The organism is Streptomyces sp. NPDC004284 (genome assembly GCF_042874035.1).
In the GTDB taxonomy this organism is placed as follows: domain Bacteria; phylum Actinomycetota; class Actinomycetes; order Streptomycetales; family Streptomycetaceae; genus Streptomyces.
Map to the genome: position 1 here is coordinate 1 of NZ_JBIAMJ010000032.1, position 24,266 is coordinate 24,266.

At 71.3% G+C, this 24,266-nt stretch carries 20 protein-coding genes; 6 read left to right on the forward strand and 14 right to left on the reverse strand.

All coding sequences use genetic code 11. From position 1 onward, the window contains the following. Together ACFYUS_RS38600 and ACFYUS_RS38605 are read left to right on the forward strand one after the other, a co-directional pair. On the forward strand, positions 1 to 6,402 hold a 6,402-nt coding region (locus ACFYUS_RS38600; protein ID WP_388862906.1), incomplete at its 5' end, for a DNRLRE domain-containing protein. Next, positions 6,396 to 6,938 carry an SMI1/KNR4 family protein gene (locus ACFYUS_RS38605; RefSeq protein ID WP_388862908.1) on the forward strand — a complete coding sequence of 181 codons (543 nt, stop codon included), beginning with the start codon at positions 6,396 to 6,398 and terminating at the stop codon, positions 6,936 to 6,938. The genes ACFYUS_RS38600 and ACFYUS_RS38605, both read left to right, overlap by 7 nt. A gap of 95 nt (positions 6,939 to 7,033) precedes the next feature. Here the strand turns inward: ACFYUS_RS38605 and ACFYUS_RS38610 are convergent, their stop codons facing one another. The 6 genes from ACFYUS_RS38610 to ACFYUS_RS38635 all read right to left on the reverse strand — a co-directional run bounded on the left by ACFYUS_RS38610 (position 7,034) and on the right by ACFYUS_RS38635 (position 12,492). Then, positions 7,034 to 7,612, reverse strand: coding sequence for a hypothetical protein (locus tag ACFYUS_RS38610; RefSeq protein ID WP_388862910.1), 579 nt, complete (start codon positions 7,610 to 7,612; stop codon positions 7,034 to 7,036). Then, complete coding sequence (locus ACFYUS_RS38615) at positions 7,609 to 8,784, reverse strand: ROK family glucokinase (RefSeq protein WP_388862912.1); 1,176 nt, start codon at positions 8,782 to 8,784, stop codon at positions 7,609 to 7,611. Before ACFYUS_RS38615 ends, ACFYUS_RS38610 begins: the two co-directional genes overlap by 4 nt. 37 nt (positions 8,785 to 8,821) lie before the next feature. After that, positions 8,822 to 9,616 carry an ATP-binding cassette domain-containing protein gene (locus ACFYUS_RS38620; protein WP_388862914.1) on the reverse strand — a complete coding sequence of 265 codons (795 nt, stop codon included), beginning with the start codon at positions 9,614 to 9,616 and terminating at the stop codon, positions 8,822 to 8,824. Beyond that, positions 9,613 to 10,668: an ABC transporter permease gene (locus ACFYUS_RS38625; protein ID WP_388862916.1), complete on the reverse strand. Its 1,056-nt coding sequence runs from the start codon at positions 10,666 to 10,668 to the stop codon at positions 9,613 to 9,615. Before ACFYUS_RS38625 ends, ACFYUS_RS38620 begins: the two co-directional genes overlap by 4 nt. Beyond that, the gene (locus tag ACFYUS_RS38630) at positions 10,665 to 11,684 is read right to left on the reverse strand and encodes a sugar ABC transporter substrate-binding protein (RefSeq protein WP_388862918.1); all 1,020 of its coding nucleotides are present in this window, start codon (positions 11,682 to 11,684) and stop codon (positions 10,665 to 10,667) included. Before ACFYUS_RS38630 ends, ACFYUS_RS38625 begins: the two co-directional genes overlap by 4 nt. Positions 11,685 to 11,772: 88 nt before the next feature. Next, positions 11,773 to 12,492, reverse strand: a complete 720-nt coding sequence (locus ACFYUS_RS38635) for a GntR family transcriptional regulator (protein ID WP_388862944.1) — start codon at positions 12,490 to 12,492, stop codon at positions 11,773 to 11,775. Positions 12,493 to 12,656: 164 nt separating this feature from the next. Here ACFYUS_RS38635 and ACFYUS_RS38640 point away from each other — a divergent pair, with 164 nt between their 5' ends. Next, positions 12,657 to 13,655 carry a Gfo/Idh/MocA family oxidoreductase gene (locus tag ACFYUS_RS38640; RefSeq protein WP_388862920.1) on the forward strand — a complete coding sequence of 333 codons (999 nt, stop codon included), beginning with the start codon at positions 12,657 to 12,659 and terminating at the stop codon, positions 13,653 to 13,655. 157 nt (positions 13,656 to 13,812) lie between these two features. On the opposite strand, the gene ACFYUS_RS38645 is transcribed toward ACFYUS_RS38640, so the two are convergent. The 4 genes from ACFYUS_RS38645 to ACFYUS_RS38660 all read right to left on the reverse strand — a co-directional run bounded on the left by ACFYUS_RS38645 (position 13,813) and on the right by ACFYUS_RS38660 (position 17,392). Then, positions 13,813 to 14,238 (reverse strand): PaaI family thioesterase, encoded by a 426-nt coding sequence (locus tag ACFYUS_RS38645; protein WP_388862922.1) that lies wholly within the window; start codon positions 14,236 to 14,238, stop codon positions 13,813 to 13,815. Between the two features lie 4 nt (positions 14,239 to 14,242). Next, a complete protein-coding gene (locus tag ACFYUS_RS38650) occupies positions 14,243 to 15,421 on the reverse strand; it encodes a cytochrome P450 (RefSeq protein ID WP_388862924.1) in 1,179 nt (392 codons plus the stop codon). Positions 15,422 to 15,438: 17 nt separating this feature from the next. Further along, positions 15,439 to 16,113, reverse strand: coding sequence for a response regulator (locus ACFYUS_RS38655; protein WP_388862926.1), 675 nt, complete (start codon positions 16,111 to 16,113; stop codon positions 15,439 to 15,441). Between the two features lie 67 nt (positions 16,114 to 16,180). Next, positions 16,181 to 17,392, reverse strand: a complete 1,212-nt coding sequence (locus ACFYUS_RS38660; protein ID WP_388862928.1) for a sensor histidine kinase — start codon at positions 17,390 to 17,392, stop codon at positions 16,181 to 16,183. Positions 17,393 to 17,538: 146 nt separating this feature from the next. On the opposite strand from ACFYUS_RS38660, the gene ACFYUS_RS38665 reads away from it, so the two are divergent. Further along, positions 17,539 to 17,760 carry a hypothetical protein gene (locus ACFYUS_RS38665; RefSeq protein ID WP_388862930.1) on the forward strand — a complete coding sequence of 74 codons (222 nt, stop codon included), beginning with the start codon at positions 17,539 to 17,541 and terminating at the stop codon, positions 17,758 to 17,760. Between the two features lie 12 nt (positions 17,761 to 17,772). Here ACFYUS_RS38665 and ACFYUS_RS38670 read toward each other — a convergent pair whose 3' ends face one another. Further along, complete coding sequence (locus tag ACFYUS_RS38670) at positions 17,773 to 18,747, reverse strand: DMT family transporter (protein ID WP_388862932.1); 975 nt, start codon at positions 18,745 to 18,747, stop codon at positions 17,773 to 17,775. Between the two features lie 114 nt (positions 18,748 to 18,861). Next, on the reverse strand, positions 18,862 to 19,470 hold the full coding sequence (locus ACFYUS_RS38675; protein WP_388862934.1) for a dihydrofolate reductase family protein: 609 nt from the start codon (positions 19,468 to 19,470) through the stop codon (positions 18,862 to 18,864). 167 nt (positions 19,471 to 19,637) lie between these two features. On the opposite strand from ACFYUS_RS38675, the gene ACFYUS_RS38680 reads away from it, so the two are divergent. Further along, a complete protein-coding gene (locus tag ACFYUS_RS38680) occupies positions 19,638 to 20,378 on the forward strand; it encodes an SDR family NAD(P)-dependent oxidoreductase (protein ID WP_388862936.1) in 741 nt (246 codons plus the stop codon). A 161-nt stretch (positions 20,379 to 20,539) separates the two neighbouring features. On the opposite strand, the gene alc is transcribed toward ACFYUS_RS38680, so the two are convergent. Together alc and allB are read right to left on the reverse strand one after the other, a co-directional pair. Continuing rightward, a complete protein-coding gene (alc, locus tag ACFYUS_RS38685; RefSeq protein ID WP_388862938.1) occupies positions 20,540 to 21,658 on the reverse strand; it encodes an allantoicase in 1,119 nt (372 codons plus the stop codon). Between the two features lie 3 nt (positions 21,659 to 21,661). Next, entirely contained in the window at positions 21,662 to 22,996 is a 1,335-nt protein-coding gene (gene allB, locus ACFYUS_RS38690; RefSeq protein WP_388862940.1) for an allantoinase AllB, read from the reverse strand. A 328-nt stretch (positions 22,997 to 23,324) separates the two neighbouring features. Here allB and ACFYUS_RS38695 point away from each other — a divergent pair, with 328 nt between their 5' ends. Continuing rightward, complete coding sequence (locus ACFYUS_RS38695) at positions 23,325 to 24,131, forward strand: IclR family transcriptional regulator (protein ID WP_388862942.1); 807 nt, start codon at positions 23,325 to 23,327, stop codon at positions 24,129 to 24,131. Positions 24,132 to 24,266: the final 135 nt, after the last annotated feature.

Here is a 24,266-nt window from a genome sequence, read left to right on the forward strand (position 1 = left end):
CGCGCCTACTACTACATGGTCGCGGTCAAGACCAAGGACGGGCAGGTCGTCGCCGCGCCCACCCAGCTCGTACGCCTGCCCAAGGCCGGCCGCACCACCAAGGTGCTGTTCGCCTCCCAGGACACGACGCTGTCCTCGGCGCAGCCCACGATCGCGCACGACACGATCGACGACTCCGGCGCGAAGAACTGGCTGTCGGTCGGCAACAACTCCGCCACCTACGGCGACACCCGCGCCCTGCTCAAGTTCCCGGCCCTCGGCATCCCCGCCACGGCCCGGGTCCTGGAGGCCGATGTCCGTCTCTGGTCGACGCAGACCGCCCAGGACACCACCGGCGCGGTCTACGAACTGCACCCGCTGACCCGTGACTTCGACGAGTCCGCCACCTGGGTCAAGGCAGATCCGGCGACGAACTGGACCGCGCAGGGCGGCGACTTCGGCGCCTCCGTCGGTGATGTCGGGGCCATGACGAACGACCCGGCCCGCCACAACTGGAACGTCACCTCGCTGGCGCAGTCCTGGGTGACCACCCCGGCCTCCCAGAAGGGCGTCGTCCTGAAGATGGCCGACGAGGCCGCCTCGCAGGAACGCACGCTCTTCCTGTCCTCCGAGGGCACCGAACAGCGGCTCGCGCCCAGGATCGCGGTCACGTACATCGACTCCACCACGGAGTCCACGTACTACGCGCCGCAGACCCCCGCCCGTATGACGCCGAACAGCGACTACACGGTCGACTTCAACCTCACCAACACCACCGCCTCCACGTGGAACACGGCCGACAACGTCCTGACCTACAAGTGGGCGCTGCCCGACGGCACGGACGTCACCACCGGCGGCAACCAGGTCCAGACGGCCCTGCCGTCGAACGTCGCCCCCGGTGACAGCATCGACCTCCATGCCCTGGTGAAGACGCCGATCAACTCGGACAACGGCAACAAGCGCACCGACTACGTGCTGACCTGGGACGTCTACAACAAGACGACCGGCACCTGGACCTCGGGCACCTCCGGCATCCCCGGCCTGAGCCAGAACGTGGCGGTGGAGGACCCGACCTCCAACCAGCTCGGCCTGGAGAAGTTCTACTCCTACACCGGAAAGAACACCGGCGCCGGATCGACCGTCATGAACAACACGGCGTCCGGCAACCTGGTCTGGCAGTACAACGCGTTCACCAACCCCGGCCGCGGAATCACCACCTTCGCCCGGTTCGCGTACAACAGCCAGGACACCTCCGACACCGTCTCCGGCTACGGCTGGTCCTTCCAGGCCTCGGGCCCGATCCGGCTCGGCGCGCCGCTGGAGTTCCAGCCCAAGCCGAACCCGACCGAGATCCGTCTCCCGGACGGTGACGGCACCACCCACGTCTTCCGCAAGCAGCCGGACGGCTCCTGGAAGGCTCCCGCGGGCGTCCACTACAAGCTGTCCGCCAAGCCGGGGCTGGACTGCACCCCGCTGAAGGACCCGGTCCCGGACGCCTGGACGCTGACCCGTCCCGACGGGACCCGGTTCCTGTTCGGCTGCGACGGCTACATGACCTCGGTCGTGGACAAGAACGGCAACACGCAGACGTACACCTATGAGGAACGGAAGTCGAACAACAAGCCGACGAAGTTCCTGAAGTACGTCACCGACCCGGCCGGCCGGCAGTCGCTGACCGTCGAGTACTACTCCAAGGCCGACGGCTCCGGCCCGAAGGTCGTCGACCACATCAAGTCGATGACCGACATCTCCGGCCGCAAGATCGCCTTCGAGTACTCCGACAAGGGCCTGCTCACCAAGATCACCGACGGTGCGGGCTCCACCCAGCCGAAGGTCTTCGGCTTCGAGTACGACGCCACCCAGGGCAACAAGAACGTCAAGCTCGTCAAGGCCACCGACCCGCGCGGCAACGCCACTTCGCTGGCGTACAACTTCCCGCAGACCGGTGACGACCCGAAGTACCACTGGTGGACCAAGACGATCACCGATCGCATCCAGGGCACCACGGGCTACGCCTACGCGGTGGACGCGGGCAATCCCAAGTTCACGGCCACCAGGGTCACCGACGCCGAGAACCACGCCACGGACTACGTCACCGACGACTTCGGCCGCCCGGTCCGGACGACGAACCCCAAGTCGCAGACCACGCAGATGGCGTGGGACGCCGACAACAACGTCACCTATCTCGAGGAGGCCAACGGAGCCAAGACCGCGTACTGCTACGACCCGAGGACGGGCTACCCGCTCTGGCAGCGCGACGCGGAGAACAACAGGGCCGGCGTGCCGGACCAGACGGTGACCTGCGTCTCCGACCCCGCCAAGTGGCCGGCGAACGCGGCGAAGTACGAGTACCAGACCCGCGCCGACGGCTTCTCCGCGGACCTCTTCCGCAAGACGTCGCGGGAGGGCCGTGCCTGGCAGTTCGGGTACGACGCCTTCGGCAACCTCAAGACGGTCACGGACCCCAAGGGCGTGGCGACCACGACCGCGGGTGACTACACCACGTCGTACGCGTACGACTCCTACGGCGAGCTGACCAAGGCGACGGACGCCAACGGACACCCGACGACCAACAGCGGCTTCGGACCGACGGGTTACCCGTCCACCATCACCGACGCGCTGGGCAAGTCGTCGACGTTCGTCTACGACGTACGCGGTCAGGTCACCCAGGTCACCGACGCGCTGGGGAAGAAGACGACGCAGTCGTACGACACGTTCGGCCGTCCGTTGGTGAAGACCGTGCCCAAGGACCAGGTCGCCGGTGACCTGATCACCTTCCAGGCTCCGGTCTACGACGCCAACGACAACATCACCACGTCCACGGCGCCCAACGGCGCGGTGTCCACCGCGGTGTACGACGCCGCGGACCAGATGGTCTCGTCGACGGACCCGAAGGACACGCCGACCGGTCCCGAGCGCAGGACCGACTACACGTACGACAGGACCGGTCATCTGAGGACGACGGTCCAGCCCAAGGGCACCGCGACCACCGGGGACTCCGGCGACTACCTCACGACCCACACCTACGACGAGCTCTACAAGCTCGTCTCCGTGGTGAACGCGGTCGGCGACAAGATCTCCTACGAGTACGACAACGTCGGCAACCTCATCAAGGTCGTCGACCCGAAGAAGAACGCGACCGCCGACACCACCGACTACACCAGCAAGATGGCGTACGACCTCGATCACCGGACCGTCTCGATGAGCGACGCCCTGGGCAACACGAGTTCGCGCACCTACGACAAGGACTCGCTCGTCGTCTCCAGCAAGGACCCCGAGAACAACGAGACCCTGATCACCTACGACGAGCGCGGCAAGCAGACCGAGGTCAAGGTCCCGCACAAGGGCACCTCGCCCATCGTCTACCGGACGACCCGGTACGCGTACGACCAGGTCGGCAACACCACGAAGGTGATCACCCCGCGGGGGGTGGAGACGGCGAACGCCGACGACTTCACCTCCCGGACCGAGTACGACGCGCTGAACCGCCCGGTGAAGCAGTTCCAGCCGTACGACCCGGCGGACGCCCGCTACAACGACCCGAACGTCTACACCGAGACCGAGTACGACGCCGTCGGCCGGGTCGCCAGGACCTCCCTGCCGCCGTCCGAGGGCCAGACGGTCCGCAGCGACACCACGTACAGCTACTTCGACAACGGCTGGACCAGGTCGACGACGGACCCGTGGGACATCGTCACCACGTACGACTACAACGAGCTGGGCCGCCAGACCGCCCGTACCCTCACCTCCGCGGGAGGCTCGTCCAACCGCACGATGAGCTGGTCGTTCTACCCGGACGGCAAGCTGAAGTCGAAGTCGGACAACGGTGTGCCGGTCGGCAGCGCCGTCCCGCTCGTCGACAACTCCGACACCCAGAACACCAGCTCCACCGGTACGTGGACCCACGCCAGCCTCCCCGGCCAGCAGGGTTTCGACCACCAGGTCCACGCCGCGGGCGCCGGGACGGACGCGTTCACGTGGACGCTGAACATCCCCAAGGACGGCACCTACACGGCGTACGTGCGCTACCCCCAGGTCACCGGTGCCGCGACGACCGCGAAGTACACGGTCACCAAGTCCGACGGCACGACCACGGACGTCATCAGGAACCAGAACACGACTCCGGGCGCCTGGGTGAGCCTCGGCTCGTTCGCCTTCACCCAGGGCAACGCGGCCAAGCTGCAGCTGTTCCAGAACAGCGCGGGTGCGGTCGCCGCCGACGGCGTGAAGCTCGTCCGCGACAACGCGGCCGACACCGACAACGAGAAGCACGCCTTCGCCTACGACTACGACGCCAACGGCAATCTGACGTCGATCGACGACACCTCCCCCGGTGCACCGGTCGACGCCTACGCCATCGCCTACACGGGCCTCGACCAGATCCAGAAGGTCACCGAGTCGCTGGCCGGACAGGAGAAGAAGTCCACCACCTACACCTACGACGCCGACAGCCTGCCGGAGACGGTCAGCCATCCCGACCAGTTCTCCAAGTACACCTACGACAAGCGTGATCTGACGCAGACGGTCTCGGTCGGAAAGTCGGCCACGGACACGTCCCCCAAGGTCACGTCGTACACGTACAACGACCGCGGCCAGGTCCTGCGGCAGACCAAGGACAACGGCAACACCGTCGACAGCACCTACTTCCTCGACGGTTCGGTCGCGTCCACCGTGGAGAAGAAGTCGGGCGGCACGCTGGTCGCCTCGCACACCTACCAGTACGACGGCAACGGCAACCCGACGCAGGACGTCACGAAGAAGATGGACGCCGACAACCACTCGGCGTACCTCGACTCCACCACCGACTACACCTACGACCCGGTCGACCGGCTCGCCAAGTCCGTCAAGACCGGCAACGGCGCGTCGACGGACACCTACGTCCACGACGACAACGCCAACGTCGTCAGCCAGACCGTCATGGGCGCGACCACCACGTTCTCCTTCGACCGCAACCGGCTGCAGAGCTCGTCCGTCGCCGGTACGGCGTTCCAGTACAACTACGACCCGTTCGGCCGCCAGGAGTCGGTCACGAGCAACGGCAGGGTCGTCGGGCGCAGCGTGTACGACGGCTTCGACCACGTCGTCGAGTCCCAGAAGGCGGACGCGACCGGCACGATGAAGTCGACGCGGTACACCTTCGACCCGCTCGACCGCACCCTGTCCACGACCGCCGACGGCAAGACCACGGACTTCGAGTACCTGGGTCTCTCCGGCGAGGTCCTGGACGAGAAGGTCGCCGGCCAGCTGTCGAAGTCCTACCAGTACAGCCCGTGGGGCGAGCGCCTGTCCCAGATCAAGCACACCGACGGCACGGGCGAGGCCACGTACTACAGCTACAACGGCCACACCGACGTCGACGCGCTGACCGACAAGAACGGTGACACCAAGGCCACGTACGGCTACACCGCCTACGGCAGCGACGACGCGTCGGAGTTCACCGGCATCGACAAGCCCGACGCCCAGAACCCCACCAAGGAGGACTACAACCCGTACCGCTACAACGCCAAGCGCTGGGACGCCCAGTCCGGCACGTACGACATGGGCTTCCGCGACTACAGCCCCGGGCTCAACCGCTTCACCACCCGGGACATGTACACCGGCGCGCTGGCCGACATGGGGCTCGGGACCGACGCGTTCACCGGCAACCGCTACGCCTTCACCGGCGGCAACCCGGTGAGCAACGTCGAGCTGGACGGCCACTTCGCCCTCATCGACGACCTCGCCGAAGGCGCCATCCTGCTCGTGGCGGTCGCCGCGGTCGTCACCTACGAGGTCGTGGTGAACGACCAGGACGTGCAGACCGCCATCAACGACACCTTCGACTCGATCGTGGAGGGCATCGGCGACCTCTTCGAGGACGACGAGCCGGAGCCCGAGCCGACCACCGAGCCGATTCCCCTGCCGATCCCGGGGCCGGGCGAGGACACGACCAACAAGAAGCGGTGTGCGGACGAGCCCAAGTCGTCCCGCTTCCAGTACCAGCCGCTGGACGGGGAAGGCCGTTCCCAGGGCGCGACCGCGCTGATCTGCCCGGATGACCTCAAGGCTCCGCTCGAGCCCCGGGACACCGGCACGGTGAACGTGTACGGGTTCCCGGACCCCGCGCAGAACACGAACCGGTCGGGCAGGGGCAACATCTTCGACCGTACGCACATCGTCGGTGACAAGGTGGGCGGCGACTGGGTCAACGAGAACCTCTTCACCGGGTTCTCCCGCATGAACAAGAGCGGCATGCGGCGGTGCGAGATCCAGATGGAGAAGCAGCTCGCGGCCGGGAAGTGGGTCATGTACACGGGCAAGCTCAACTACAGCCACACGACGGGATACGCGGACAGCATCACGATGTCCGCGTACACCGAGGACGGAGTACTGTTCAGCAACGTCGTGGTACAGAACAGCCCGGATTGGCAGACGACATGCTGAGGATCGAAGACCTGGAGGCCGTCCTCCCGGCCATGGTGCCGTGGCGCGCGGCGGCGGGACGCGGCGTGGACTGGGCGGCCCTCGAGGCGGCCCTCGGGACGGCTCTGCCCTCGGACTTCCGTGCCCTGGCGGAGGCGTATCCGGTGCTGGTCGTCGACGAGTTCCTGATGGTGTCCGTTCCCCGGCCCGGCACCGAGGTGTCATGGGCGGCCGAGGCCAGGGACGACGAGATCCTTCAGGACCTGTACGAGATGGGCGACACCGAGGACTACGTTCCCTACCCGCAGCCGGGAGGTCTGATCGGCTGGGCGGCGTCCAATTCGGGGGACTCCTTCTACTGGAGGACGAGCCCCGCGGACCCGGACGCGTGGCCGGTGGTCGTCCGCACGGACAATGCCGACTGGATCGAGTTCCCGGTCGGTGCCGTCGAGTTCCTGGCCGGCGTGTACGGGCGCACGATCGACGTGCCCGGCATGCCCGGGGACTTCCCCGGCCGTGACCCGAAGGTAGTGGGCCTGAGCGACGACGCCCACTGATCGACGACCGGTCCGCGCGCACATGAACGACGATCGCCCCCAGGGTCTCCTGGGGGCGATCGTCGTAGGGAGCGGTCCTCCCGGCGGCGGGGACGTCAGGGGCTCGTCGTCGACACCGCGTACACGCGGGGAAAGGCGGGGTCGGTGAGGTCGACCGTGATGTCGGTGCGCGGGCGCGGTGCCTCGCGGGTGACGACGGTGCCGGCCCAGGTCGTGTCGTCGGCGAAGGTCCAGCCGGCGATGTCGGCGTCCCGCTCGCCGACGGTGACCCGGCCCGGGGTGAGCGCGGAGCGCGCGGTGCCGGACTCGGCGAGGAAGGCGTCGAGGCCGCCGGCGGTCGTCGTGAACTGGACGTACAGCCGGCTGGTCTTCCAGTTGCTGGTCTCGTAGTAGGCGACGCCCCAGGCCCCGGAGGGGATCGGGATCTCGAAGACCCGGCGCTTCATCAGCGAGGGCCGGTTGTCCTGGAGCCCGGCCGCCGAGGACTCGCGCTCCTTGTCGCGGCCGCTGTCCCGGCTCTGGCCCGCGGAGATGACGAGGTAGCCGGCGGGGATGCCGACGAGGAGCACGATGATGACGGCCGTCAGCCAGCGGCGGCGGATCATGTGCCGGCGGTCCTCGGGCAGCTTGTCCTGCGGGGTGCGGGGCGGGGTGGACGGGTGGTGCAGGGTCATGAAGGGGGGTCCTCGGGGGTGCGTCCGGCCCGGCCCGTGGTCCCGTTGCGCAGGGCCTGGGCGTAGCGCTCGTACCGTTCGTAGCGCTCGACGCGGCGCCGGTTCGCGCGGCGGAAGCGGCGGGCGACGAGCCGGGCGAGGTCGGCGGCGCCGACCATGCCGGCCTCGGGGCCGAGCTGGGCGCGGGTGATGCGGGCCTCGGGACGGTAGCCGCGGCCGGTGAGGTGGCGGCGGAAGGCGTCCCTCGCGGGGCCGATGAGCAGGTCGTCGGCGGCGGAGACGCCTCCGCCGATGACGAAGCAGGAGGGGTCGAGGGCGGCCGCGAGGTTGGCGATGCCGACACCGAGCCACTGACCGATGTCCTGGAGCAGCTCGACGCACATGGCGTCGCCCTCGCGGGCGAGCTCGGTGATGAGGGGGCCGGTGATGTCGGGGACGTTCCCCTTGACCCGCTCGATGATCTCGTACGCGACCGGGGAGTCGGCGGCGGCCAGCTCACGGGCCTCGCGGACCAGCGCGTTCCCCGAGCTGTACTGCTCCCAGCAGCCACGGTTGCCACAGGGACAGCGATGCCCGCCGGGGACGACCTGCATGTGGCCGAACTCCCCCGCGACACCGAACTTGCCCCGCTTGACCTGGCCGTCCTCCAGGATGGCACCGCCGATGCCGGTACCGAGGGTGATCATGACGAGGTGGTCCTCGCCGCGCCCGGCGCCGAAGCGCCACTCGGCCCAGGCGGCGGTGTTCGCGTCGTTGTCGACCATGACGGGGACGGCGAGGCGGCTCTGGAGGGCGTCGCGGAGGGGCTCGTTGCGCCAGGCGAGGTGCGGGGCGAAGAGGACACGGGCCCGGTCGGCGTCGACCCAGCCGGCCGCGCCGATCCCGACGGCGTGCACGTCGTGCCGGTCGGAGAGGTCCAGGACCAGTTCGACGATGGTGTCCTCGACGACCTTGGGGCTCTTGGACTTGTCCGGGGTCTCCGTGCGGAGCTTCTCCAGGATGTTGCCGTCGGCGTCGACGACGCCGGCCATCACCTTCGTACCGCCGATGTCGATGCCGACGGTCGGCACCCGGGGCGCCGTCAGGTGGGAGCGCCGCTCCCGGGTCCCGACGGTGCGCAGCACGGTCCCGCGGGCGGCTCCCCGGTGGGCGAGGTCACGGTAGGTACTCATCGGCTCCGATTCTGCCAGGTGGGGTGTCAAGGGGCCGTTACGTGGCGGTCGGCCGTTCCAGCTCGTGGCGCAGGTCCTCCAGCTCGCTGCCGCCCGCCATCTGCCGGGTCAACTCGTCGAGGGTGACGGAGTCCTTGGTGTGGCTCGCCGCCATCACGCCCCGCTTGAGGAGGACGAAACGGTCGCCGACGAGGTAGGCGTGGTGCGGGTTGTGCGTGATGAGGACCACGCCGAGACCCTGGTCACGGGCGGCGGCGACGTACTTCAGGACGACGCCGGACTGCTTGACGCCGAGCGCGGCGGTCGGCTCGTCGAGGACGAGGACCTTGGCGCCGAAGTGGACGGCGCGGGCGATGGCCACGCACTGGCGCTCGCCGCCGGAGAGGGTGCCGATGGGCTGGTCGACGTCCCGGAGGTCGATGCCCATGCGGAGCAGGGCCTCGCGGGTGGTGGTGCGCATCAGCTCGACGTCGAGGCGCTTGAAGGGGCCCTTGCCCTTCGTGGGCTCGGAGCCGAGGAAGAAGTTCCGCCAGACCGGCATGAGGGGGACGACGGCGAGGTCCTGGTAGACGGTGGCGATGCCCCGGTCCAGGGCGTCGCGCGGGTTGGCGAGGGCGACCTCCTCGCCCTCGATGCGGAAGGTGCCGGCGTCGTGCCGGTGGAGGCCGGCGACGATCTTGATGAGGGTGGACTTGCCGGCGCCGTTGTCGCCGAGGACGCAGGAGATCTCGCCCGCGCGGACCTCCAGGGAGACCCCTTCGAGGGCGCGGATGTTGCCGTAGTACTTGCTGACGTCGGTCAGCTCGACGAGCGGAGTGGGCTCCGTGGTCACTTGGTCGCCTCCACGCGCTTGCGGATCCAGGCGTTCAGCAGGGTCGCCAGGAGGAGCATCGCCCCCAGGAAGAACTTGAACCAGTCGGGGTTCCACTCGGCGTACACGATGCCCTTGCTGGTCATGCCGAAGATGAGGGCGCCGACCGCCGAGCCGATGGCCGAGCCGTATCCGCCGGTGATCAGGCAGCCGCCGATGACGGCCGCGATGATGTAGATCAGCTCGTTGCCGACGCCTTCGCCCGACTGGACGACGTCGAAGGAGAACAGCAGGTGCTGGCCGGAGATCCAGGCGCAGAAGGCCACGCCCATGTAGAGGCCGATCTTCGTGCGGTAGACGGGGACGCCGACCGCGCGGGCCGCGTCGGCACCGCCGCCGACCGCGAAGATCCAGTTGCCGAAGCGGGTGCGGAGCAGGATCCAGGTGGCGAGGGCGACGAGGGCGAGCCACCACAGGATGGTGACCTTGAACTCGACGCCGCCGATCGTCCACTCCGAGGCGAAGAGCTTCTTGGCGGAGGGGAAGCCCTCCATGTCGGCGATGCTCTTGGTGGAGACGGTGCCGCTGATCAGCTTGGTGAGGCCCAGGTTCAGGCCGGTCAGCATGAGGAAGGTGCCGAGCGTGATGATGAAGCTGGGCAGCTTGGTGCGGGTCAGCATGAAGCCGTTGAAGACGCCGATCGCCAGGGTGACGAGCAGCGAGACGCCGACGCCGACCCAGACGTTCGCCGTCATCTGGTAGCTGAACATCGAGGAGACCAGCGCGGAGCTGGTGACCAGGACGCCGGCGGAGAGGTCGAACTCGCCGCCGATCATCAGCAGGGCCACGGGCACGGCCATGATGCCGATGGTGGAGGCCGCGTAGAGGACGGTGCCGAGGCTGGAGGGGTTCAGGAAGCTGTCGGCGACCACCCCGAAGAAGGCGAAGACGGCGATCGCGCCGACGACCGAGCCGAGCTCGGGGCGGGCGAGCAGCTTCTTCAGCGGGGTGGTGCGCAGCAGTCGTTCGTCGACGTGGTCGACGCCGTCCGACGGCGGGGCGGTGGAGCTCATCGGGTGCCCCGATCCGCGTACTGCTTCAGCGCGGCGGCCTGGTCCTTGGTGATGATCTGGGGACCGGTCAGGACCGGCTTGCCGCCGCCGAGGACGTCGGCGTTGTAGCGGTAGAGCCAGAGCAGGTCGACGGCCTCGTAGCCCTGGAGGTAGGGCTGCTGGTCGACGGCGAAGCCGAGGGTGCCGGCCTCCAGGGCGGTGGCGACCTTGGCGTTGAGGTCGAAGGTGTCGACCTCGGCCTTGCTGCCGGCGCTCTTCGCGGCCTGGACGGCGGTGTCGGCGAAGGGGGCGCCGAGGGTGACGACGGCGTCGACGTCCTTGTCGGACTGGAGCTTGGCCTCGATGGACGCCTTGACGTCGGGCATGTTGGTGCCGTCGACGTACAGGTTCACGAGCTCGCCGTCGAAGGTCTTCTTCACGCCCGCGCAGCGCTGCTCGTGGCCGACGTTGCCCTGCTCGTGCAGGACGCAGAGGGCCTTCTTCTTGCCGCGCTTGTCGAGCTCCTCGCCGACGGCCTCGCCGGCGACGGTCTCGTCCTGGCCGATGTGGGTGAGCGCCCCGTAGGCCTTGGACTGCTCGGCGCCCGAGTTCACGGTGATCACCGGGACGCCCGCCTTGACGGCCTTCTCGACGGCGGCCTTCATGGCGTCGGGCTTGGCGAGGGTGACGATGAGCCCGTCGACGCCCTTGGCGACGTACGAGTCGATCAGCTGCGCCTGCTGCTGGGCCTCGTCGCTGTGGGCGTACAGGAAGTTGATGTTGTCCTTGGCGGCGGCCTGCTTGGCGCCCTTCTGGACGATGTCCCAGAAGGTGTCGCCGTCGCCCGAGTGGGTCACCATGGCGAAGGTCCACCGGGGGGTGTCGACGACCGCCCTGCCCTGGGCCTCGGCCGCCTTGCGGGCGTCCTCCGCCCGCTTTCCGCCGGTGCTGCTGCACCCGGCGAGCGCCGCGGTGAGTGCGAGGGCGAGCACGGCGCCGACTGCGGCGCGTACCCCTCCTGTCCGAAGCCTGGTCACGGGACCGTGCCCTCCTTTGTGTCCTTCTGCGTGCATTGCAGTATCGGTCATGCGGGTCGCGGCACTGGTCAGGGGCCCCCTCGAGTGGCTACGGACGGACCATCAGCTGGAACTCGAAGGAGTAGCGGGTGGCCCGGTAGAGATGGGAGCCGTACTCGACGGCGCGTCCGGTGTCGTCGAAGGTGACGCGCTCCATGGTGAGCAGCGGGGCGCCCTCCGGCTCGTCGAGCAGCGCGGCCTCCTCGGCGGTCGCGGCGCGGGCGCCGACGACCTGCCGGGCGCTGTGCAGGGTGAGCGCGGCGGAGCGGAGCACGCGGTAGAGGCCGGTGGTCTCCAGTTGCCCGGTGTCGGGCTCGACGAGCCCCGCGGGCAGGTGGTTGCAGAGGTACGCCATGGGTTCGCCGTGCGCGGTACGGAGCCGTTCGAGGTAGCGCACCTCGGTGCCCTCCGGCAGGCCGAGGGCGGCCGCGACCGGTCCCGCGGCGGGTTCGAGGCGGTTGACGAGGACCCGGGTGGCGGGGCGCTGACCGGCGGCGGCGAGGTCGTCGTAGAGGCTGCTGAGCTCCATCGGGCGGCGGACCCTGCTGTGCACGACCTGGGTGCCGACGCCCCGGCGGCGGACCAGGAGGCCCTTGTCGACGAGGGTCTGGATGGCCTGGCGGACGGTGGGCCGGGAGAGGCCCAGGCGGGTGGCGAGGTCGATCTCGTTGCCGAGGAGGGTGCCCGGGGCGAGCGTCCCGTTCTCCACGGCGCCCTCCAGCTGCCGGGCGAGCTGGAAGTACAGCGGGACCGGACTGGTGCGGTCCACGGAGAGCGGGGGCAGGGAGGAGCCGGACTGCTTGGGCACGGGGGGAGCGTAGCCCGGGGCGCTGGTGACCGGAAGCTGACGGGAAGCTGATGACGGGAAGTCGTGACGTCCGGATGTCCTGACAAATCCTTGACACCCGGGCCGCCCGCCTCCACGGTGGGGCCATGCGCATCGGACTGATCGGTACGGGACGGATCGGGAGCTTCCACGCGGGTGTGCTGGCCCGGCACCCGGAGGTCGAGTCGCTGGTGGTGGCGGACGCGGACCCCGTCCGGGCGGCCGGGGTCGCGGGGGCGCTCGGCGCGGAGGCGGCGCCGGACGTGGAAGCGCTGCTCGGGCACGCCCTGGACGCCGTGGTGATCGCCTCGGCGACGGCCGCGCACGCGGAGCTGATCGCCCGCGCCGCCGGGGCGGGTCTGCCGGCCTTCTGCGAGAAGCCGATCGCCCTGGACGTGCCGGGGACGCTCGCCGCGCTCGACGCGGTGACGGAGGCGGGCACGGTGCTCCAGCTGGGGTTCATGCGCCGCTTCGACGCGGGGTACCTGGCTGCGCGCGAGGCGGTGCGGTCGGGGCGGCTGGGCCGGCTGCACACCGTGCGGGCGGTCACCTCCGACCCGGAGCCGCCGCCCGCCGCGTATCTGCCGCTCTCCGGCGGTCTCTTCCGCGACTGTCTCGTGCACGACTTCGACATCGTCCGCTGGGTGACCGGTCGGGAGGTGGTCGAGGTGTACGCGACGGGCTCGGACGCGGGCCCGGCGGTGTTCCGGGAGGCGGGCGACGTGGACACGGCCGCGGCCGTGCTCACCCTGGACGACGGCACGCTGGTGACGGCGACCGCGACCCGGTGCAACGGCGCCGGGTACGACGTCCGCATGGAGCTGGCGGGCGAGCGGGACCAGATCGTGGTGGGCCTGGACGACCGGTCCCCGCTCGCCTCGGTGGAACCGCAGGGCCCGCCCGCGCCCGAGAAGCCGTGGCCCGGCTTCCTGGAGCGGTTCGCCCCCGCGTACGAGGCGGAGCTGGACGCCTTCGTCCGCCTGGTGCGCGGCGAGGCGCCCAACCCCTGCGACGGCCGGGAGGCCCTGGCGGCCCTCCGGATCGCCGAGGCCTGCGAGCGCTCGCGGCGGGAGCGGCGGCCTGTCCCGGTCCCGGTCCCGCACTGACGCCGGGAGCGGCAGCCGGTCCGGCTCTCCGAGGCGGATGGGCCGGCCGGTCCGGCTCACCGGGGCGGGTGGGCCGGCCGCGGCGGCTCTCCGAGGCGGGTGGGCTCCCGGGCCGGCCACCGGGGTGGACGGGCCGGACCGGGGTGCCGGGGTCGGTTCAGCCGACTGAGAGCACCGTGCCCTGGGCGACCGCGCACAGCGTCTCGGCGCCCTGCTCGTCGACGGTCGACAGGTCGCAGCGCACCACCGCCTGCCGGCGCCCGGCGTGGACCACCTCCGCCCGGGCGCGCAGCACGCCGCCCGTCGCGGGCCGGACGTACTGGAGGGAGAACCCGGCCGTCAGCACGGCCGCGCCGAGCTCGGCGCCCGCGGCGAACGTGATCGCGTTGTCGGCCGCGTACGAGAGCACACCGCCGTGCAGAAAGCCGTTCTGCTGTCTCAGCTCCTCGCGGTGGTCCACCTCCAGGACCGCCCGGCCCGCGCCGAATTCGGTGAGGCGGGCGCCGACGAGCCGGCTGAACGGCTGCGCGTCGAGCACCTTCCGCGCGAGGTCGAGGTCGAGGACGGGGGTCTGGTCGCTCAAGGGTTCACCACCGGACGGGGAGACGACGGGTCCCGCGCATGAGCATGCCGGGCAGCCATTCCAACGAACCGGCCTCCGCGTCGAGCTCCAGCCCGGGGAAGCGGTCCAGGAGCGTCCGGAGGGCGATCCTGCCCTCCAGGCGGGCGAGCGGGGCGCCCAGGCAGTAGTGGATGCCGTGGCCGAAGGCGAGGTGGCCCTTGGTCTCGCGGCGGATGTCGAAGCGGTCGGGGTCGGGGAAGCGGGCCGGGTCCCGGTCGGACGCGCCGATCCCCACGATGACGCTCTGTCCCGCCGGGATCACGGTGTCGCCGAAGGTGACGGGCTCCCGGGTGACGCGGAAGGTGGCGGTCTCCACCGGGCCGTCGTACCGCAGGGACTCCTCGATCACCCCGTCGAGGAGGTCCGGGTCCGCGCGCAGGGCGGCGAGCTGCTCGGGATGGGTGAGCAGGTTGCGGACGGTGTTGGAGATCAGGTTGACGGTGGTCTCGTGGCCGGCGATGAGCAACAGGTAGGCCATGGCGCGGAGTTCGGGCCCGGAGAGCCGGTCGCCGTCCTCGGCGCGGGCGGCGATCAGGCCGGAGAGCAGGTCGTCGGCGGGGCCTGCGGCCCGCTTGTCCTCGATGAGCCCGTCGAGGTAGCCGCCGAAGCCCTCCAGGGCGTCGAGGATGCCCCGCTCGCCGGTCGGGGTGACGAGCTCGTTCGACCAGCCGCGGAAGGTGTCGCGGTCCTCGGCGGGGACGCCGAGGAGCTCGCAGATGACGGTGATCGGCAGCGGGAACGCGTAGGCGTCGACGAGGTCGGCGCGGCCGGCCGGTTCCATGGCGTCGGCGAGCTCGTGGGTGAGCCTCTCGATGCGGGGGCGCAGGCCCTCGACCCGGCGGCCGGTGAACTCGGCCGTGACCAGGCGGCGCAGCCGGGTGTGGTCGGGGGCGTCCGCCGAGAGGAGGTGGACGCCGATGACGTCCTCCTCCGGCGGCCGTACGCCGATGACGGACGGGGACTTGGCGAGTCGTGGATCGGCGAGCGCCGCTCGCCCCTCCTCGTGGCCGACGACCAGCCAGAACTGGAAGCCGTCGGGCATCCGCACCTCGTGGACGGGGCCTGCTTCACGGAACTTCGCGTAGTAGGGGTACGGGTTCGCGGTGAAGTCCGCGCCGTACTCCCCCAGTTCGATGACGGACATCGGAGCAGACTATCCGACTAGGCGTCCTCGTCCGCGTCGACGAGGCCGGCGTCGTGCACCAGGAGTGCGATCTGGACACGGTTGTTGAGGCCGAGTTTGGCGAGGATCCGGGATACGTGGGCCTTGACCGTGGGGACGCCCATGTACAGCTCGGCGGCGATCTCGGCGTTGGACCGGCCGTGGCCGACGGCGACGGCCACCTCCCGCTCGCGGTCGGCGAGTCGAGCTAGGCGGGTGGCGGCCGTGGCACGTCGCGGCCGCTTCTCGGGCCGCTCCGCGACGTGGGTCATGAGCTGGCGGGTGACGGCCGGGGAGAGGACGGGGTCGCCCGCGGCGACCCGGCGGACGGCGGCGACGATCTCGGCGGGCGGGGTGTCCTTGAGGACGAAGCCGGCGGCGCCGGCCCGCAGGGCGCGCAGCACCTGCTCGTCGGCGTGGAAGGTGGTGAGGACGACGACCTCGGGGGCGCCGGGGAGGGCGCGGAGGCGTTCGGTGGCGGTGAGGCCGTCCACGTGGGGCATCCGGATGTCCATGAGGACGACGTCCGGGGCGAGTCGGGCGACGAGCTCGGGGACCTCCCGGCCGTCGGCGCCCTCGCCGACGATCTCCAGGTCGTCGGCGCCGCCGAGCATGAGGGTGAGGCCCGCGCGGACCAGGGGGTCGTCGTCGACGATCAGCAGCCGGATGATCATGAGGGCCACCGTAGTCGCGCGTGCGGCGTGATCGGCAGTCGCGCGTGCGGCGGCATCGGCCGGGAGGTCATGCCGGCCACGGCAGCCAGGCGTGCAGGGCGAATCCGCCGTCGGGGGCCGGGCCGTGCTCCATCCTGCCGCCGGCGAGGGCGGCGCGTTCGGTGAGGCCGATGAGGCCCTGGCCGGAGCCGGGGACGTGCGGGACGGGTCCCGCGGGGGCCGGGTTGTGGATGTCGACGGTGAGGCCTTCGCCGGGGCGGCCCCGGACGGTGACGGTGACGGTGGTGCCGGGGGCGTGCTTGCGGGCGTTGGTGAGGCCCTCCTGCGCGATGCGGTAGACGGTGCGGCCGGTGGCGGCGGGCACCGCGGCCGGGTCGTCGACGGTGCTGTCGAGGACGACCTCCGCGCCGGCCTCGCGGGACTCGTCGACCAGGGCGTCGAGGGTGGCGAGGGTGGGCTGGGGCCGGTCGCCCTCGCCGTTCTCGCCGGGCGCGCGCAGGACGCCGATGATCTCGCGGAGGTCCTGGAGGGCTTCGTGGGCGCTGTCGCGGATGACACCGGCCGCTCGGGCGATCTGCTCGGGCGGGGCGTCGGGCCGGAACTCCAGGGCTCCGGCGTGCACGCTGAGCAGGGTGAGCCGGTGGGCGAGGACGTCGTGCATCTCGCGGGCGATGGCCTCGCGGGCGAGCCGCTGGGCCTGGGCGGCGCGCAGCTCGGCCTCGGACTCGGCGCGGCGGGCCCGTTCCCTGAGGGCTTCGACGAGCTGGCGGCGGGCGCGGACGAGCATGCCCCAGGCGGTGACGAGGAGGATGAAGACGAAGCCGATGGCGAGGGCGAGGCCGACGTTGATGGTGGGGTCGGGGCGGACGAAGACCTGGGTGACGGAGGCGGCGAGGGCGAGCGCCCCGATCCAGGCGACCTCGCGGAAGGGACGGCGTACCGCGACGCTGAACAGGCTCGCGAGGACGGCGCCCGCGGCGACCGGGGCGACGGCGCTCACCAGGCAGAGGCCGACGGCGAGTCCCACGGGCCACCGTCGGCGCAGCCAGAGGGCGCAGCAGGCGGCGGCGCCGGCGAGCTGGTCGAGGAGGGTGACGGTCGCGCTGGTGTACTCCGCGCTCGCGTCGGCGGCGAGGAGGCCGACGAACGCGGCGAGGAGGAAGAGCGTGGTGTCCACGACCCAGTCACGGGCGGTACGGCGGGGCCGGGGCACTCCGCTCCCGCCCGGTTCGACCAGGTGGGAGGGGAGCAGCCGGTGCTGCCGGTCCGTACGTGTCATGTCCGTAAATGTACGCAGGTCAGGCCCGGTCCACCGGTCGTGCGGGCCGTCCTGCTACGGGAGTCGCGCAGGTCGGTACTTTGGTATCGGCCGTCGTGGACGAACGGCGGACGCGGCCGCTCGGCCGTCCTCGCCATGATCGACTCATGAAGAGGTTTCTTGAGGGTCTCGGTGGACTGCTGCTCGTGGCCGGGGTTGCCGGAGTGATCCGCGAGCTGACGGACGGCTGGTTCCGTTTCATGGGTCTGACCCGGTTCCTCACGGAGAACGTGTGGTTCCTGGAGGGCCGGGAGCTGTTCGCGAACATCGTGGTCGCGGTCCTCGGTCTGGTCCTCGCGATCGCGGGGAGCCGCATGCCCAAGGCCTGAACGGGCGGGCGCCTATCGGGCGTCGGGTTCCACGGCGCGGCGGCCCCAGCTGGTTCCCGCGAGGACCAGCACGGCGCCCGCGATGCCGAGGGCGCCGGGGCGGTCGCCGGCGAGGGCGATGCCCGCGGCGGCGGCCCAGAGCGGCTCCGTGCCGAGGAGGAGGCTGACCCGGGACGGCGAGGTGCGGCGGACGGCCCACATCTGCACGAAGAAGGCGAAGAGCGTGCAGAAGACGGAGAGGAAGAGCAGCCCGGCCCACTCGCGCGGGCCGAAGTCGAGGGCCGCGGTCCAGGGCGGGGCGCCGGTGCCGGGGAAGGCGGCGATGACGGCGAACACGGCGACGGCGGAGCCGAGCTGGACGGTGGTGAGGGAGAGCGAGTCGGCCGACCGGACCGCCTTGATCCGGGACATGGCCAGGACGTGCACGGTGCGGGCGAGGGCGGCGAGCAGCATGAGCAGATCGCCGAGGGAGGGGGCGGTGAACCCTCCGCTCTGGGTCAGCAGCACGACGCCGGTGACGGAGAGCGCGGCGGCGGCGAGGAAGGCGCGGGGAACGGGGGTCCCCCCTGCGCGAGCGGAGCCGGGGGCTCGGGGGAGGAACCGGGTGGCGGCGGCCTCGGCGAGCGGGGTGAAGATCATGGTGAGGCTGATGATCAGGCCCGCGTTGGTGGCGGAGGTGTGGACGACGCCGTACGTCTCCAGGAGGAAGATCCCGCCGAGGATCAGTCCGAGGGTCGCGGCGCCGCGCCACTGGGCCGCGTTCAGGGCCCGGAGCCTGCGCCACCCGGCGGCGACGAGGACGGGCAGCACCACGGAGAACCGCAGCACGAGGACCGCGAGGACGGTGTGGCCGGTGGTGATGCCCTTGGCCGCGAGATAGCTGGCGCCCCAGACGACGGCGACGAGCAGGACGGGCAGGTCGGTGAGCCAGGCGCGGCGCGGGGCTCCGAGGGGTACGGGTACGGCGATCGACGACGAGGCTGACATCGCGGGCCGGTTCTCCAACTCTTGGGGCGGGGTGGAGACTTCGACGGCTCGCACTCGGAGCGATCACCGTACCCGGACGGGCCCGTGGCGGCTACACCTTTCCTTCGGCCCCGATCAGAAGCTGCCGTACGTGGGGCGGCCGGCCAGTTCGTACGTGTGGAGGGTGACGCCCGTGCTGGTGGTGCGCGCGTCGGTGAGGCGGAAGGCGGTGGGGCGGACCCCGTCGGAGAAGAGGCGGCGGCCGGTGCCGAGGACCACGGGGAAGACCTGCAGGTGGAGGGTGTCGATGAGGTCGTGGTCGAGGAGGGTCCGGGCGAGGCCGGCACTGCCGTGCATCTGGATCTCGCCTTCGGTGCGCTCTTTGAGGGCGGTGACCTCCTTGACGATGTCACCGCGGAGCAGGGTGGTGTTCTCCCAGTCGGCGGAGGTGAGGGTGGTCGTGGCGACGTACTTGGGGAGGGCGTTGAGCTTGGAGGCGACGGGGTCGGCGGGGTCGGTGTGCTTGGGCCAGTAGCCGGCGAAGATCTCGTACGTGCGACGGCCGAGCAGGAAGGCGGTCGGCCGGGCGAAGATCTCGGTGACGCGCCGCCCGAAGTCCTCGTCGTCGTACGGCGCGGACCAGCCGCCGTGCTCGAAGCCTTCGCTGGGGTCCTCCTCGGGGCCGCCGGGCGCCTGGATGACGCCGTCGAGGGTGAGGAACTGGGTGAGGCTGAGCGTGGCCATGGTGGATGCCCTTTCTCTTCTCCGGACCATCGTGTCTCGGAAGCTCTGACCGTGCCGCCGGGCGGAAGTCATCGGTGAGTCGGCGTCCGATTCCCGCCAGCGTCCGGGCACTCCGCCGACTTTCATTGAACCCGCAACCAGTTGGCGTTACTCACGGAGGTTTCGGGATGTCCACGATGAACGGCACGGCGGTCCTGGTCACGGGCGGCAGCCGGGGGATCGGCGCGGCGACGGCGGTGCGGCTGGCCCGGGAGGGTGCCGACGTGGCCTTCACCTGGGTCCAGGACGAGGCGCGGGCCAAGGAGGTCGCCGCGCGGATCGAGGAGGCCGGCCGCAGGGCGCTGCCCCTGCGGGCGGACGCGGCCGACGCCGGGGACGCGGCGGGCGCCGTGGAGTGGGCGGCGGACGCCCTCGGGCGCCTCGACGTCCTGGTGAACAACGTCGGCGCGGGCGTCCTCGGTCCGCTGGAGTCGCTCTCCCTCGCGGAGGTGGACAGGGCCCTCGCGGTGAACGTCCGGGCGGCCTTCCTCGCCTCGCAGGCGGCCGCCGCGCGCTTCTCCGAGGGCGGGCGGATCGTCACGATCGGCACCTGCATGACCCAGCGGGTGCCGGGCCCCGGCGGGACGCTCTACACGATGAGCAAGGCGGCCCTGATCGGCCTCACGAAGGCGCTCGCGCGGGAGCTGGGCGGGCGCGGCATCACCGCGAACATCGTCCACCCCGGTCCCGTCGACACCGACATGAACCCGGCGGACGGCCCGTACGCCTCGGGGCAGGCGGCCATGACGGCGCTCGGCCGCTTCGGCACCCCGGACGAGGTGGCGGCGATGGTCGCCTTCCTCGCGGGACCCGGCGGGCGGTACGTGACGGGCGCCGAGTTCTCGGTGGACGGCGGGCACGCCGCGTAACGCCCGTGCGCGGCGCCCGGCGAGTGAGCCCGGCTCCGGGTGCCCGGAGGTGAACCGAGCCCCAGAAAAAAGGGGGCGCGAGGGCGCACCGGTGCTGTCGGGCCGGTGCGCCCTCGCGGGCCGGGCGGGGTGTCGTACCCGCCCAGTTCACGGGGAGCCGGTCAGCCGCCGAGCTCCTGGTGGCGGGCGGTCAGCCGCGCCGTACCGGCCTCCGTGAGGGAGCCGAAGAGACGGAGGCGGGAGATGCCGCCGTCCGGGTAGATGTCGATCCGGACGCGGGAGCCGACCGCCGGGGCGTCGAGGACGAACCGGTGGTTGGTGTCGGGCTGGAGGCGGGTCCGGGGCAGGATCTCGGTCCACTCCTCCGAGCCCTCGGCCGCGACGGAGAGGGCGGCCCAGCCGGCGCTGTTGCCCTTGAGGTAGGCGGTGTCGATCTCGACGGCGCGGATCTCGGACTCGGCGACCAGGCCGTAGCGGATCCAGTCGTTGCCCTTGTCGCGGCGGCGGCGGGTCTCCCAGCCGTCGTCCATCTTGCGGGAGCGGCCCGGCTGGATGGTGTTGGTGGCCGGGGAGTAGAAGCGGTCCGAGGCGTCCTCGACCTGGCCGCCGTTCTCCAGGGCCGCGAGGTCGAAGGTGCCGAGGACGCCCAGCCACGCCGGGTCGGGGGCGACCTCGCCGTGGACGCGGAGGCGGGCGATGCCGCCGTCCGGGTGCTGGTTGACGCGCAGGTGCGTGAAGCGCTGCTCGACGTCGACGGCGAAGCCGTTGGCGGCGTGGCCGCCGACGGCGGTGCGCGGGACGAGCGTCGTCCACTTCACGTCGTCGGCGAGGAGCTCCTCGGGCGAGGGCGAGCCTGCCACGGAGGTCGCCTCGACGGAGACGGCCTGCGGGTAGTTGCCGCGGAAGTGGGCGGTGTCGACGACGATGCCGCGGACGACGCCGGGCGCGCCGAGGCGTACGAGGGCCCAGTCGTGGTCGTCCTCGGTGGGGTGCGGCTGCTGGGCCGAGACGCCGCGGCGGCGGCGGGTCTCCCAGCCGTCCATGATCTTGCCCTTGTGGCCGAAGTGCTCGGGGTCGAACTCGGCGGCCTCGGGCTTGAGCAGGTTCTCGCGCTCGGCGAAGAACTCGTCGTTGGCCGCGACGACACCCGCGCCGAGCCGCCGGTCGGCGAGGTCCGCGTACTGGGTGAAGGGGAAGTCGGCCGTGCGGTAGTCGGCGTACGGGTCGCCGCCGCCGTAGGGGCTGGCGTCGCCGGTGAAGGAAGGTATGCCGGTGCTCACGGGTCAGTTGTTCCTTTCGAGGAGGCGGCCGGAAGGCTCGGCGAGGGTGCCGTGGTCGGCGATCTTCTCGCCGCGCAGCCAGGTGGCGGTGACGACGCCGTGGAGGGTCTTGCCCGCGTAGGCGGTGATGCGGTTGCGGTGCTGGAGCTCGGCCGGGTCGACGGTGAAGGTGGCGTCGGGGGCGAGGACGGCGAAGTCGGCGTCGCGGCCGGCCTCGATGGCGCCCTTGCGGGTGAGTCCCGCGAGCCGGGCCGGGCCCGCGGACATCCAGCGGGCCACGTCCTCCAGGGTGTGGCCGCGGCGGCGGGCCTCGGTCCAGATGGCGGGCAGGCCGAGCTGGAGGGAGGAGATGCCGCCCCAGGCGGAGAGGAAGTCCGGCGTCTTCAGGTCGGCGGTGGACGGGGAGTGGTCGGAGACGATGCAGTCGATCGTGCCGTCCGCGAGCCCCTGCCACAGGGCGTCCTGGTTCGAGGCCTCGCGGATGGGCGGGCAGCACTTGAACTCGGTGGCGCCGTCCGGGATCTCCTCGGCCGTGAGGGTGAGGAAGTGCGGGCAGGACTCGACGGTGATCTTCACGCCCTCGGCCTTGGCGGCCGCGATCAGCGGCAGCGCGTCGGAGGAGGACAGGTGCAGGACGTGGACGCGGGCATCGAGCCGGCGGGCCTGGTTGATCAGGTTCTCGATGGCCGTGTTCTCGGCGTCCCGGGGACGGGAGGCGAGGAAGTCGGCGTAGGCGCCGCCCGACCGCTGGGGCGCGGCGGCGAGGTGGTGCGGGTCCTCGGCGTGCACGATCATCAGGCCGTCGAAGCCGGAGATCTCGGCGAGCGAGTTCGCCAGCTGCTCCTGGTCGAGCTCGGGGAACTCCTCCACGCCGGAGGGCGACAGGAAGCACTTGAAGCCGTAGACGCCGGCGTCGTGCAGGGGCCGCAGGTCCTTGACGTTGCCGGGCAGCGCGCCGCCCCAGAAGCCGACGTCGATGTGGGCCTTGGCGCGGGCGACGTCCTGCTTGATCCGCAGGTGGTCCACCGTGGTGGTCGGCGGCAGCGAGTTCAGCGGCATGTCGAGGAGCGTGGTGATGCCGCCCGCGGCGGCCGCGCGGGTGGCGGTCCAGAAGCCCTCCCACTCGGTGCGGCCCGGGTCGTTCACGTGCACGTGGGTGTCGACGAGGCCGGGCAGGACGACGTCGTCGCCGACGTCCTCCAGGCGGGCACCGGCCGGTACCTCCGCGTCGTACGGCAGCACGGCCGCGATCGTCCCACCGGAGACGGCGATCGACGCCGGGCGCGTCCCCTCGGGGGTGATGACGCGTGTCGAGCGCAGGACCAGGTTGACGTCCACCCGTACCCCTTCTTCAAGCACTTCAGCAGAAATTTCAACGAACTGTTGAAAAGGAGTCTTCACTTCCGTGCGACGGGTCGTCAAGGGCAGACTTCCAGCATCGGCCGTCGGCGAACCCGACTTGGATGTTTCCACAAAGTGGAATCAGGATTCCGTACAGTAGAACGTAGCTCCGCACATGCGAGCCAGACCCGGGCCCCTCCGGGCCGTCACCGACACCGGACAAACACCCCCTGACCGGCGCTGACGCCGGGACCTGGGCCGCGTGCCCCGGCCGGCGGCCCGGTAGGCTGCTGCCTTGCCCGCCTGCCCCGAAAGGACCGTTGACGTGCCGACGTCCAGCGCCAGCACCACCGACGCCGCCAAGCCCGCCGCGAGCGGGGGCGTCCAGTCCCTTGAGCGCGCCTTCGACCTCCTGGAGCGGATGGCCGACGCCGGGGGCGAGGTCGGGCTGAGCGAGCTCTCCGCCAGCAGCGGACTCCCGCTCCCCACCATCCACCGGCTGATGCGCACCCTCGTCGCCTGCGGCTACGTGCGCCAGCAGCCCAACCGCCGGTACGCGCTCGGCCCCCGCCTCATCCGGCTCGGCGAGTCCGCCTCCCGCCTCCTCGGCACCTGGGCCCGCCCCTACCTGGCGCGGCTCGTCGAGGAGACCGGCGAGACCGCGAACATGGCCCTGCTCGACGGCGACGAGATCGTGTACGTGGCTCAGGTGCCGTCCAAGCACTCCATGCGCATGTTCACCGAGGTCGGCCGTCGGGTCCTCCCCCACTCCACCGGCGTCGGCAAGGCGCTCCTCGCGCACACCCCGCCGGAGGAGGTGCGGGCGCTGCTCTCCCGTACCGGCATGCCGGCCGCGACCGAGAAGACCATCACCACCCCGGAGGGCTTCCTGGACGCGCTCGTCGCGGTCCGCGAGACGGGGTACGCGGTCGACGACAACGAGCAGGAGATAGGAGTCCGCTGCCTCGCGGTGTCCGTGCCGGACTCCCCCACCGCGGCGGCCATCTCCATCTCGGGCCCCGCGGGCCGGGTCACCGAGGCGGCCACGGAGAAGATCGTCCCGATCCTCCAGGAAGTGGCCCGCGAACTGTCGGCGGCCCTGGCGAACACGGCGGGCAACAACCAGGGCTGAGAGCGACGCGGGGGGGGGGGGGGGGGCCCCCCCCCCCCCGGGGGCCCCCCCCCCCGCCCCGGGGGCCCCCCCCCGGCCCCCCCCCCCCCGGGCCCCCCCGGGGGGGGGGGGCGCGGGCCCCCCCCCCCCCCCCCC